Here is a 12,555-nt window from a genome sequence, read left to right as displayed (position 1 = left end):
TGCCCTGACGTATTGCCGCCTTCATTGACTCGTAATCGAAAGCCGCTATTTGAGTGGCGCACATCAAAAGTCGGTTGAAAGACATAATATGACCCCGCGCATCATCCCGGTGGAGCTGTTCGACCTCGTGGTCTTCGGCGCCACGGGCGACCTGTCCCAGCGCAAGCTGCTGCCCGCGCTGTTCCACCGCGACCTGCAGGGCCAGATCCCGCCGGGCTCGCGCATCATCGGCTGCTCGCGCCGCAGCCTGACGAACGAGGCGTTCCAGGCCTTTGCCAGAAAGGCGATCGAAGACCACGTGCCGGAGGCCGACCGCCCGGCCGACGTGATGGCCCGCTTCCTCGAGCGCGTGAGCTATGTGACGGCGGATGCCGCGCAGGATGCAGGCTGGGCCGAGCTCGGCAAGCTGCTGAAGCCCGAATCTCATCGCATCCGGGTGTTCTACCTTGCGGTGGGGCCGGACCTGTTCGGCCCGATCTGCGACCGCTTGGGCGCCTATCACCTCGTCACGCCGCAGACCCGCGTGGTGATCGAGAAGCCGCTCGGCAAGTCCGGCGCCTCGGCGCATGCGCTGAACGAGTCCATCGGCAAGGTGTTCAAGGAACCGCAGATCTACCGCATCGACCATTATCTCGGGAAGGAGACGGTGCAGAACCTGATGGCGCTGCGCTTCGCCAATGCCCTGTTCGAGCCCGTGTGGAACTCGGGCCACATCGACCATGTGCAGATCACGGTGGCGGAGACGCTGGGCGTCGAGGGCCGCGCGGGCTACTACGACACCGCGGGCGCGCTCAGGGACATGGTGCAGAACCACATGCTGCAGCTGTTGTGTCTGGTGGCGATGGAGCCGCCGACCTCGACCCAGGCCGATGCGCTGCGCGACGAGAAGCTCAAGGTGCTGAAGTCGCTGAAGCCGATTACCGCCGAGGCCGTGCCCAACGTCACCGTGCGCGGGCAGTATCGCGCCGGTGCTGCGAATGGCGGGGCTGTGAAGGGCTATCTCGAGGAGCTGGGCTCCGCGACGTCGAAGACCGAGACCTTCGTGGCGCTCAAGGCCGAGATCAACAACTGGCGCTGGGCGGGTGTTCCCTTCTATCTCCGCACCGGCAAGCGGCTGCCCTCGCGCGTCTCCGAGATCGTGGTCACCTTCAAGCCGATTCCGCATTCGGTGTTTGACGGGCAGGCGGGGCCGATCGCGCCCAACCGCCTCGTCATCAGGCTCCAGCCCGACGAGGGCGTGAAGCTATGGCTGATGATCAAGGACCCGGGCCCCGGCGGCATGCGGCTCTCCAACGTGCCGCTCGACATGAGCTTCGCGGATGCCTTCAACGTGCGCAATCCGGATGCCTATGAGCGGCTCATCATGGACGTGGTGCGCGGCAACCAGGCGCTGTTCATGCGCCGCGACGAGGTGGAAGCGGCCTGGGGCTGGATCGACCCGGTGCTCGATGCGTGGGCCGCCTCTTCGGAACTCCCGAAGCAATATACCGCGGGCACATGGGGCCCATCTTCCGCCGTGGCGCTGATCGAACGCGACGGCCGCACATGGTACGAGGACCAGGACATTGATTGAAGCCGAACGCATCTTCGAGGCCCGCGAGGCGCTGGCCGAGGGTCTGGCGCGTGACGTGGGCGACGAGCTCGCCCGCGCCATCGAGGCCAAGGGCAAGGCGACGCTCGCCGTTTCCGGCGGCACCACGCCGAAGCTGTTCTTCGAGAAGCTGTCGCAGGCCGACATTCCGTGGAGCAGGGTCTCGGTGACGCTGGTCGACGAGCGCCAGGTGCCGGAAAGCTCCGAACGCTCCAACGCCCGGCTCGTGCGCCAGCACCTGTTGCAGAACAAGGCCGCCGCCGCGCGCTTCGTGCCGCTGGTCGACAATCCGGATGCCGCGAAGCTTCCCGGCTTCGACGTCGCCGTGCTGGGCATGGGCAATGACGGGCACACGGCATCGTTCTTCCCCGGCGGCGATACGCTGGCGGAAGCCATTGACGGCGAAACGCCCAAGCGCCTCATCGCCATTTCGGCGCCCGGTGCGGGCGAGCCACGCCTCACCTTCACGCTACCGGTGCTCGAATCCGCGGGCCGCCTTGCGCTTCACATCGAAGGCGCCGAGAAGAAGCAGGTGCTGACCAAGGCTCTGGGCGAAGGCCCCGAGGAAGACATGCCGGTGCGCGCGGTGCTGCGCAGTGCCGCACCCGTGACGCTCTACTGGTGCCCATAGAGGTGAAGCCATGGCCGTGAACGAGACGATTTCCGCCGTCACCGAAAACATCATCGCGCGCAGCCGCGCCCCGCGCCGCCGCTACCTCGACAAGATCGACGCCGCCATCGCGCTGAGCCCCAAGCGCAAGGCGCTGGGCTGCGCCAACATCGCGCATGGCTTCGCCGCCTGCGGGCCGCATGACAAGAACGCGCTGCGCAATGGCAATGCGCCGAACCTCGCCATCGTCACCGCCTATAACGACATGCTCTCGGCGCACCAGCCCTTCGAGACCTATCCCGCCATGATCCGCGAGGCGGCGCGTGCGGTGGGCGGCACCGCGCAGGTGGCTGGTGGCGTTCCCGCCATGTGCGATGGCGTGACCCAGGGCGAGACCGGCATGGAGCTCTCGCTGTTCTCGCGCGACGTGATCGCGCTGTCGACGGCGGTGGCGCTCTCGCACCAGATGTTCGATGCGGCGGTCTATCTCGGTGTCTGCGACAAGATCGTGCCGGGGCTCATCATCGGCGCCCTGTCGTTCGGGCATCTACCCGCTGTGTTCATCCCCGCCGGCCCGATGACCAGCGGGCTTCCCAATGACGAGAAGGCCAAGATCCGCCAGCTCTATGCGGAAGGAAAGGTGGGCCGCGACCAGCTGCTCGAAGCCGAGGCCCTGTCCTATCACGGCCCCGGCACCTGCACCTTCTACGGCACGGCGAATTCCAACCAGATGCTGATGGAGATCATGGGGCTGCATCTGCCGGGCTCGACCTTCGTCAACCCCAATACGCCGTTGCGCGATGCAATCACGCGTGAGAGTGCCAGGCGCGCCCTCTCCATCACCGCACTCGGCAACGACTACCAGCCGATCGGCCGCATCTATGACGAGAAGGCGGTGGTGAATGGCGTCGTGGGCTTGCTCGCCACCGGCGGTTCGACCAACCACACCATGCACCTGATCGCCATGGCGGCCGCCGCGGGCATCGCGCTCACCTGGGAAGACCTCGCCGAGCTTTCGCAGGCCGTGCCGCTGATGGCGCGCGTCTACCCGAACGGCAAGGCAGATGTGAACCACTTCAATGCGGCAGGCGGCATGGGCTTCCTGATCCGCGAACTGCTGGGCGCGGGCCTGCTGCACGAGGACGTGCAGACCATCATGGGCACCGGGCTTTCGGGCTATACCAGGGAAGCGAAGCTCGGCGCGGATGGCGAGCTCATCTATGCCGATGCTGTTCACAAGAGTGCGGATGAGAAGGTGCTGCGCGGCGCGCGCGATCCCTTCCAGCCGACGGGCGGCCTCAACGTGCTTTCCGGCAATCTCGGGCTCTCGGTCATCAAGACCTCGTCGATCCCGGCGGACCGCCATGTGATCGAGGCGCCGGCGAAAGTGTTCCACTCGCAGGAGGAGCTGCAGGCGGCCTTCAAGGCGGGCGAGCTCAACCGCGACGTCGTGGCGGTGGTGCGCTTCCAGGGGCCGAAGGCCAATGGCATGCCGGAGCTCCACCGCCTCACCCCGCCGCTCGCCGTGCTGCAGGAGCGTGGCCTCAAGGTGGCGCTCGTCACCGATGGCCGCATGTCGGGCGCATCCGGCAAGGTGCCGGCTGCCATTCACCTGACGCCGGAAGCTGCCGATGGCGGGCCGATCGCCAAGATCCGCGATGGCGACATGATCCGCCTCGATGCCGATCAAGGCACGCTCGAGGTGCTGGCCGATCTCTCGGCGCGCGAGGCGGTCAAGGCCGATCTCGCCGCCAATGAGGTGGGCACCGGCCGCGAGCTGTTCCAGATGTTCCGCCGCAACGCGGGCCGCGCCGACCAGGGCGCATCGATTTTCGAGGCTGTGTGATGACGAAGACCTATCAGAAGGGTCTCGCCGAGGCCCTGGCGCTGGCGCCGGTCGTGCCGGTGATGGTGATCGAGAAGGTGGAAGACGCCGTGCCGCTGGCGCGCGCGCTCGTCAATGGCGGGCTCCCCGTTCTCGAGATTACGCTCCGGACTGAGAAGGCGATGGACTGCATCCGCGCCATCATCGCCGAGGTCGAGGGTGCCATCGTCGGTTCCGGCACGGTGCTGACGCCGGAACAGCTGCGCGACTGCGACCGGCTCGGCTGCAAGTTCGCCGTGTCGCCGGGGTCGACCGGCCGGTTGCTGGGTGCGGCGGAGGATTACGACATCGCCCTTCTGCCGGGCGGCGTCACCGCGTCGGAGTGCATGGCGCTCTTGGAATGGGGCTATGCCATCCAGAAGTTCTTCCCCGCGGAACCTGCGGGCGGCACGGCCTATCTGTCGTCTCTCGCATCTCCCCTGCCGCAAATCCGCTTCTGCCCGACGGGCGGGATCACGCCCGAAAAGGCAGTAAGCTATCTGAAGCTCTCCAATGTCATCACCGTCGGCGGCTCGTGGATGGCGCCGAAGAAGCTGGTCGAGGCGAAGGACTGGGCCGGGATCGAAAAACTGGCTGCCGAGGCGGCGCAACTCAAGCCGTAGGTTACCCGCCTATAGCGGTGTCACCCCGGCGATGGCCGCGGTCCCACTTTGGTTCGGCAGATACGGCACGAAGGGGGGCCCCGGCTTTCGCCGGGGTGACGGTCTGATTGGAATGTTTCATCCCCATTCACCACCGACTCGCCCTAACCTCGCCCCATGCTGGATGATGCCTCCTTCCGCGAGATCACCCTCGCGAATCCCGACGGCCTCGGGGAGCTCGGCCTGCCGCAGTGCTTTCCCCCTTACATCCGTCATCCCGGCGAAGGCAGAGGGAGGGGGCGGCGCCTGCACACATGCTCATCATACGCGGGCTTGTCCCGCGTATCCTTTTTGCCGGCCCCGCAAAGGATGCCCGGGACAAGCCCGGGCATGATGCGTGGAGGGGGACTCAACCGTGCACTCTTAGGAATCTTCTTCTAGATTTTTTTCGTACCATGTGATATATACCCGCCACTCCTCCCCAACGAGGTCCTGCTCGCGACGGTGAGCTCGGGCGGGGTGGAGGGCAGGCCTGCGGGTGTGGCTCAACGTAATCCACACTCCCGGGGGCCGAAAAGGAGACCCGGGGGCATTACGACCCTCGCGCCCTCAGGGCAAGCCGGGGCAGTCCAGGGGACTGTTGCGCAAGCTCTCCTTCGAAGGCCTCACCCTGCCAGATGCGGGCGCTGCTCAGGGCTCCGCCGCCGGTCCCACAAGGATCGGCACACCGCGCCGGGCAGCGCCCGCGCCTCCCGCTTGCTCCCGGAGGGACAAGGGCCACCCTCGCAAGGGATGCCCCATGGCTGCGGCCCCGCCAGTGCTTGACCTCCCCACCCGCCAATGCCAAACACCCCGGCAATCATGATTGACACCGCCCATATCCGGAATTTCTCCATCATCGCCCACATCGACCACGGCAAGTCGACCCTTGCCGACCGGTTGATCCAGCTCTGCGGGGCCGTGTCCGACCGCGAGATGGTGGACCAGATCCTCGACTCGATGGACATCGAGCGCGAGCGCGGCATCACCATCAAGGCCAATACCGTCCGTCTCGACTACACCGCGAAGAACGGCGAGAAATACGTGTTGAACCTCATCGACACGCCCGGCCACGTCGACTTCGCCTATGAGGTCTCGCGCTCGCTCGCCGCCTGCGAGGGTTCGCTCCTCGTCGTCGACGCCTCGCAGGGTGTTGAGGCGCAGACGCTCGCCAACGTCTACCAGGCGATCAACAACAACCACGAGATCGTGCCGGTCCTCAACAAGGTCGACCTGCCGGCGGCCGATGCCGACCGCGTGCGCCAGCAGATCGAGGACGTGATCGGCATCGATGCCTCGGATGCGATCCCCATTTCCGCCAAGACCGGCGTCGGCGTGCCTGACGTGCTCGAAGCCATCGTCCACCGCCTCCCCGCCCCCAAGGGTGACCGCAGCAAGCCCTTGAAGGCACTCCTCGTCGACAGCTGGTACGACCCCTATCTCGGCGTCGTCGTCCTCGTGCGCATCATCGATGGCGTGATGAAGAAGGGCCAGAAGGTTCGCCTCGTCTCGACCAACGCGGTCTACCAGCTCGAGCGCGTGGGCGTGTCGCGCCCCAAGAAGGAAACCGTGGACGAGCTCGGCCCCGGCGAAATCGGCTTCTTCACCGCGTCCATCAAGCAGGTGGCCGACACCCGTGTGGGTGACACCATCGTCGATGAAAAGAACATGGACGTCGTGCCGCTGCCGGGCTTCCGGCCCGCACAGTCCGTCGTCTTCGCCGGCTTCTTCCCCGTCGATGCGGCGCGCTTCGAGGAGCTGCGCGAGGCCATGGGCAAGCTCCGCCTCAACGACGCGAGCTTCACCTATGACATGGAAACCTCCGCGGCCCTGGGCTTCGGTTTCCGCTGCGGCTTCCTCGGCCTGCTGCATCTCGAAATCGTCCGTGAGCGGATCGAGCGCGAGTTCAACGTCGACATCATCACGACGGCACCCTCCGTCATCTACAAGGTTAACCTGCGCGACGGCTCGCACCTCGACCTGCACAATCCGGCGGATCTTCCCGACCAGACGCTGATCGAATCGATCGAGGAGCCGTGGATCGAGGCGACCATCCTCGTCCCCGACGACTATCTGGGTTCCGTCCTCAAGCTCTGCGAGGATCGGCGCGGCCGCCAGAAGCAGCTCACCTATGCGGGTTCGCGCGCCATGGTGGTCTATGACCTGCCGCTCAACGAAGTCGTGTTCGACTTCTACGACCGGCTCAAGTCGGTCTCGCGCGGCTATGCCTCCTTCGACTACAAGATGATCGGCTACGAGGAGGGCGACCTGGTGCGCTTGGGCATCCTCGTCAATGCCGAGCCCGTCGATGCGCTGGCCATGATCGTGCACCGCGCGCGCGCCGAGCAGCGCGGCCGCGTGATGTGCGAGAAGCTGAAGGAGCTGATCCCGCGCCACATGTTCCAGATCCCCATCCAGGCGGCGATCGGCGGCAAGATCGTGGCGCGCGAGACGCTCTCGGCGCTGCGCAAGGACGTGACGTCCAAGTGCTATGGCGGCGACATCAGCCGCAAGAAGAAGCTTCTCGACAAGCAGAAGGAAGGCAAGAAGAAGATGCGGCAGTTCGGCAAGGTCGAAATCCCGCAGGAGGCCTTCATCTCCGCCCTCAAGATGGACGAAAACTGAGCGGGCCGCGCGTCACCCACCAGCCCGCCAGCCACCAGCAGGCGAGCGCGATGAGCGCCCCCGCATAGCCGTCCACTGCATAATGCCAGGCCAGCAGAACCGAGCCGAGCATGATCAGCACGGCAAAGACGCCGCTGAACCAGGCCAGCCAGCGAAGGCCCGAGGCGCGGGCGCACAGGAAGAACAGTACCGATGAACCCACATGCATCGACGGCATGGCGGAGATGCCGGAGATCACGCCCTTGCTCGTCACGTAGCTGTCCCACACCATGTCCTGCGTGGTGACCGCCCAGATCGGGTAGAGCGCGTTGGTCCACCTGAGATAGCTCATCAGCCCGTGATAGGGATCGGGTCCCAGGGCAACGCGGCTGTAGAAGCATGGCCCCGCCGACGAGAAGATCGTTCCCATCAGGATGGTCCCCGTGATCCAGAGCAGAACATAGGCAAGGAGGAACTGCTGGCGCAGGACAGTGTCCCGGTCACGGTAACCCTGCCAGATCACGAAACCCATCATCATGAAGAACCACAGGTTATAGGCGACGTTCATGAACAGGGTGACGAGGGGATAGCCGAACAGCGGCATCAGCCACTGGTGGGGCAGCAGGCCAAAGTGCAGCGACCTGTCCAGCAGCATGAAGGTTTCATCCCAGCTGAACGGGTTTGCCCTCGGAATGTTGGATTTGATGTTGGTGAAGCCGATGGCGAAGATGCCGGTCGCGATCAGCACATGGAAGCCGTTGGAAATCCGGCCCGGAGTGAGGATGCCGTTGAACAGGTCGTCGATCAGCGCCAGCGTGGGACTGCCGGAATAGCCCGAGCGCCACAGCCGCACGAGTTTCGCGAACAGGCGCCAGCTGACGATGCCGGCGACCAGGATGAGCGCCGCAGTGCTGGCGAGGCCCGCGAGGCCCAGCGACAGCGGCTCACCCAGCAGGTGGCTCTGAACCAGGCCCGCCAGATATGTCCCGACACACAGGACATAGATTGTGAAGTGGGTCCGGAACCCGGACAGCAGGGCAACCGCCCTGTCGCGGAACCAGCGGGCGGCAAGGTGACTGAGGCGCGTGGCCTGCACGCTCGTAACGGCAATCATGGAGGTCCCTGAACGTAGCCTTTTTCATAGCGCAGTCTCACTTAAGGATGTGTTTTTCCCGTGAACCGCCGTTGTGCTGGACCGTAGTTTGGAATGATTCTAATATGTGGCCTCATACTTGGATTGCGGACTGTGAAGAGCTTCTCCGACCTGACGGAACAGGAACTACTCGCCCTGGCGATTTCCAGCGAGGATGACGACGCCCGCGCCTATGCCGGCTTCGCCCACGCCCTCATGGATACGTATCCGGCCTCTGCAAAGGTCTTCGTCGAGATGGCGGAGGAGGAGCACGAGCATCGCCGCTGGCTCACCGACCTCTATGCCAAGAAGTTCGGCGACTTCATTCCGCTGATCCGGCGTTCTGACATACAGGGCTTCGTGCGCCACAAGCCGGCCTGGACCATCGGCAAGATGAACATCGAGGAGATGCGCCAGCGTGCCGAGGTGATCGAACTCGAGAATTACTGCTTCTATAAGCAGGCGGCCGAGCGCAGCAACGACCCCCAGGTGCGCAAGCTGCTGCTGGAACTGGCGGAGGCCGAGAAGGGCCACGAATCGATCGCGGTGAAGCTGGGGACGACCCATCTCACGGCTGACGCCAAGATCGAGGAGGGAGAGGCCAAGCGCCGGCTGTTCCTGCTTCAGGTGATCCAGCCGGGCCTCGTCGGCCTGATGGACGGATCGGTGTCGACCCTGGCGCCGCTGTTCGCCGCTGCCTTCGCCACCCACAACACGTGGGAGACCTTTCTGGTCGGTACGGCGGCCTCGGTCGGAGCGGGCATTTCCATGGGTCTTGCCGAGGGCCTTTCGGATGATGGCAAGCTGACCGGGCGCGGTCATCCGCTCATCCGCGGGCTTGCCGCCGGCATCATGACGGCGGTGGGCGGCCTCGGCCATGCGCTACCCTATCTCATTCCCGATTTCTGGGTCGCCACCTGGCTGGCCATCGCTGTGGTCTTCGTCGAGCTCTGGGCGATTTCCTGGATCCGCTACAAATACATGGATACGCCCTTCCTGAAGGCGGCGTTCCAGATCGCGGTCGGGGGCTTCCTGGTGTTCCTGACCGGCATTCTCATCGGCAGTGCCTGATGTTCAGGCGAGCCTGATCAGGACTGCGCCCGCCACGATCAGCGCTGCGCCGGCAAGCCGCGGCAGGCTCACGGTTTCCTTGAGAACGCGCATCGACAGCAGCATGACGACGAGGATGCTGGTCTCGCGCAGGGCAGCGACACTGGCGATCGGCGCCTTGGTCATGGCCCAGATGGCAATCCAGTAGGCGCCGACGGAGAGCAGGGCCCCCACCACGCCGGTCTTCCAGTAGGGCGCCACTTCCCGCACGATGCCGGGGCCGCGAAGGCCAATTGCGGTCGCCGCAAGGAAGAGAGCATCGAAGACGAACACCATGCCGGCATAGGACGACGGTTGCCCCGAGGCCCGCCCGCCCATGCCGTCCACAATGGTGTAGGCCGCGATGAAGACCGATGTTCCGATGGCGAAGAACATGGTGAGCCCGTCCAGCCTCAGGCCGCGGTGCCCCAAGAGGCTGATCATCCAGATGCCGAGAACGAGAATTGCCACGCCTGCGCCACCCAGCAGCGTCAGTTCTTCATGCATGAAGGTCCAGGTTACGGCCAGGGTGAGCAATGGCGCGGCGCCACGTGCAATGGGATAGACCTGGCTGAGGTCACCGGTGCGATAACTGCGGGCAAGGAACAGGTTGTAGCCCAGGTGCAGCACACCCGAGGCGAGGGCATAGGGGAGGCTTGCCAGCGCGGGCGCAGGGAAGACCAGCAGCATGGCCAGCCCCATGAATCCCATCAGCGTCTGGATCAGGCACAGGGACAGGAACCGGTCCAGCTTCAGCTTGACCAGCACGTTCCAGCCTGCATGCATCACCGCCGCGGCCAGCACGGCGAGGAAAACCGAAAGTTCCAAGGAAGGCGCTCCAGCCTTCCGGCTTAGCGCAGCCCCGGAGGCCGCGCCAGCATCTTCACGGGCATGGGGCGGGGGTGCAGGCCAGCGTCACGGACTGGCGCGGGCGCATGACAACCTTTTTCTCCAGCTTGATGCCCCCGAACATCTGCATTCCGGGAGCTGTGTCCCCCAATGCCAAGAATGGCATGCAGAGCACCGCCACGACCACATCCTTGCCATCGTTCGTAAGCTCGCCGACGGGGTCTCTGGTGGTGGGAGTTTGCGTGGTGCAAGCCGTGCCGTTGGCCGAGGACTTCTTCCATCGCGTTTTGATGGTGCCTGCTTCCTGGTAGAAATTATACAAATCGATGTGCATCGTCGAGACGTCCACGGGCCTCAGCGCCAGTTCGACGGCGACGAAGTAGTCATCGATCGAGGTCGACGCGATCTCCGTGTCGTGCCGGGTCACGAGGTCTGCGACCAGTTCCGTGGCCGCGGCAACCTTCCGCTTCATGGCAATCAGCTGTGTCAGGTTGAAGGTGCCGAGCACCAAAGCGATGAGCAACGGGGCCACGATGGCAAATTCGATGGCGGCAACGCCGCGGGAAGAGCCACGCCGTCGCGACATTGCTGATGGCAGCCACGGCGCCATGTCACATCTCGTTCCGGTATACGGCAATGGCCGTCAGTCGGCTGATGCCCTGCATGCCGGGAACATTGGCGAACATGAACGTCAGGCCCGGCGTGAAAAGCTGCCAGTCATAAGTCACGATCAGCGATCCCATCTTCCCGGGGCCGCCGGGCTTGAATTCTTCGGTATAGGCCGCATCGGGACCCACATCCTTGAGGTTCGCCGGAAGCTTTCCCCTGAGTGCGGCGAAGGTGTCGGCGGTCCGCACGTCGACGGATATGCGCGATACGCATTCGTCCCTGTCCGCGAATTTCTGGCAGATCACGTTCTTCGTGAAATTCTGCGCGGTCATCTGGTTGCCCGTCGTCGCCCTATTGTCGGATGGGCCGACTTTCAGCGTCCGGATCTCGCGCGCGCCGAGTTCCGCGCTCCGCATTACCTTCGCCTTGACGTAAATGAGCAGGCTCATCTCGGCGAGCCCCATCAACAACAGGAAGAGGACCGGGGCAACGATCGCAAATTCGATCGCCGTTACACCATTTTGGCGTTCCCGTGTCCTGATGGACTCCTTCGAGAAACGGAACCTCTCCTTCATCCATGCCTCCAGCGGGCTGTTCGTGGCCGCGCCAGTGCCATTATACCGCAAAACGGGTGGTCTAAACAATCAAAGGTTTCATCAGCTACTGCGGTTGGATGCCGAATGTGAACGGGCTGTACTGGGGCACCAGCAGGTCTTCGCCCATGGCCTGCGTGGAAGAGAGGGTGTTCTTGGCCTCGGCCTGGTAGGTGAATTTGTCGAAATAGTCGTTGTTGTCGCCCAGCCGCAGGATCAGCTCGCAGTCCACGACGCAGCTGTAGGTGCGGCGCCCGGTCGGCGTGTACATCGCGACGCTGTAGCTGTCCTGAAAGATCACGCGCACCAGGTAGTCGGCCAGTTTCCCGCCTTTTGCGTCCATGGCAATCACGTTGGTCACCCCGGGGGCGCGCGGATGAAAGAAGAGTGAGGTACCATCTGTGGTGATGTCGGCAATGGCGGGATTGCCCACGACGACGGTGGACGGGGGTTCGGCAAGCTTGATCAATTGTGACTGGTTGTCGATGAGCCGCAACTCCTGGGCGGCCTCAGCAGGATGATCATGGGTCATCAGAAGCAATACTATCAGGGCCGGAAGTATTCGACAAAAAGAGCTGCTTGAGAGACGCGACATGGAACTCACCTCACACGATTGAGGGTAGCATGGCGCAGGATCGATAAACTTTCAATTAAAAATTGCGCAGATTGCCGATGTCGTTCAGAATAGGTGCTTTAGAGCAGGTGCTCACCATGCGTGACCAGCCACTCCGAGGTGTGTGCCTCGTCTTGCCGGCCCGAACTCGTGCTCAGCTCAAATGATGTGACAAAGAATTCCCCGAAGCACTCCTCTTATCTGCAATCGATAAAGATCTATGGTTGTTCATTTCTCATCATTATGACAGCTCGCCATGAGGGGAGAATTACACGGCAGAATGGAATGTATAAAGTAATATTAAAACTATACTACATTACTACTGTGGAACAACGATTTATTGTTCAAGATACTTGTAGG

The 12,555-nt window shown here is 63.7% G+C and carries 11 protein-coding genes; 6 read left to right on the top strand and 5 right to left on the bottom strand.

Features of this window, described 5'->3' with window-relative positions:
* Window positions 1-88 precede the first annotated feature (88 nt).
* The 5 genes from zwf to lepA all read left to right on the top strand — a co-directional run bounded on the left by zwf (window position 89) and on the right by lepA (window position 7,331).
* Window positions 89-1,573 (top strand): glucose-6-phosphate dehydrogenase, encoded by a 1,485-nt coding sequence (gene zwf / locus DK847_RS02690; protein ID WP_111196057.1) that lies wholly within the window; start codon window positions 89-91, stop codon window positions 1,571-1,573.
* Complete coding sequence (gene pgl, locus DK847_RS02685) at window positions 1,566-2,222, top strand: 6-phosphogluconolactonase (protein ID WP_425358672.1); 657 nt, start codon at window positions 1,566-1,568, stop codon at window positions 2,220-2,222. Before zwf ends, pgl begins: the two co-directional genes overlap by 8 nt.
* Window positions 2,223-2,232: 10 nt before the next feature.
* Complete coding sequence (edd, locus tag DK847_RS02680) at window positions 2,233-4,047, top strand: phosphogluconate dehydratase (RefSeq protein ID WP_111196056.1); 1,815 nt, start codon at window positions 2,233-2,235, stop codon at window positions 4,045-4,047.
* A complete protein-coding gene (gene eda / locus DK847_RS02675; protein ID WP_111196055.1) occupies window positions 4,047-4,688 on the top strand; it encodes a bifunctional 4-hydroxy-2-oxoglutarate aldolase/2-dehydro-3-deoxy-phosphogluconate aldolase in 642 nt (213 codons plus the stop codon). The genes edd and eda overlap by 1 nt, the downstream gene beginning before the upstream one ends.
* A gap of 840 nt (window positions 4,689-5,528) precedes the next feature.
* Window positions 5,529-7,331 (top strand): translation elongation factor 4, encoded by a 1,803-nt coding sequence (gene lepA / locus DK847_RS02670; RefSeq protein WP_111196054.1) that lies wholly within the window; start codon window positions 5,529-5,531, stop codon window positions 7,329-7,331.
* Here the strand turns inward: lepA and DK847_RS02665 are convergent.
* Window positions 7,312-8,424, bottom strand: a complete 1,113-nt coding sequence (locus DK847_RS02665) for a phosphatase PAP2 family protein (protein ID WP_111196053.1) — start codon at window positions 8,422-8,424, stop codon at window positions 7,312-7,314. The genes lepA and DK847_RS02665 overlap by 20 nt on opposite strands.
* 132 nt (window positions 8,425-8,556) lie before the next feature.
* Here DK847_RS02665 and mbfA point away from each other — a divergent pair, with 132 nt between their 5' ends.
* On the top strand, window positions 8,557-9,513 hold the full coding sequence (gene mbfA, locus DK847_RS02660) for an iron exporter MbfA (RefSeq protein ID WP_245414499.1): 957 nt from the start codon (window positions 8,557-8,559) through the stop codon (window positions 9,511-9,513).
* 3 nt (window positions 9,514-9,516) lie between these two features.
* Here mbfA and DK847_RS02655 read toward each other — a convergent pair whose 3' ends face one another.
* From DK847_RS02655 to DK847_RS02640, 4 genes are all read right to left on the bottom strand, one after another.
* The gene (locus DK847_RS02655) at window positions 9,517-10,359 is read right to left on the bottom strand and encodes an EamA family transporter (protein ID WP_146256021.1); all 843 of its coding nucleotides are present in this window, start codon (window positions 10,357-10,359) and stop codon (window positions 9,517-9,519) included.
* 55 nt (window positions 10,360-10,414) lie between these two features.
* Entirely contained in the window at window positions 10,415-10,990 is a 576-nt protein-coding gene (locus DK847_RS02650) for a TadE/TadG family type IV pilus assembly protein (protein ID WP_111196050.1), read from the bottom strand.
* A gap of 1 nt (window position 10,991) precedes the next feature.
* On the bottom strand, window positions 10,992-11,564 hold the full coding sequence (locus tag DK847_RS02645; protein ID WP_146256020.1) for a TadE/TadG family type IV pilus assembly protein: 573 nt from the start codon (window positions 11,562-11,564) through the stop codon (window positions 10,992-10,994).
* 85 nt (window positions 11,565-11,649) lie between these two features.
* Window positions 11,650-12,114 (bottom strand): pilus assembly protein N-terminal domain-containing protein, encoded by a 465-nt coding sequence (locus DK847_RS02640; protein WP_161957114.1) that lies wholly within the window; start codon window positions 12,112-12,114, stop codon window positions 11,650-11,652.
* Between the last annotated feature and the right edge of the window lie 441 nt (window positions 12,115-12,555).

It is taken from the genome of Aestuariivirga litoralis, from assembly GCF_003234965.1.
Taxonomy (GTDB): Bacteria; Pseudomonadota; Alphaproteobacteria; order Rhizobiales; family Aestuariivirgaceae; genus Aestuariivirga; species Aestuariivirga litoralis.
The sequence above is the reverse complement of the archived record's forward strand: the minus strand, read 5'-3'. Positions and strand labels throughout refer to the sequence as shown.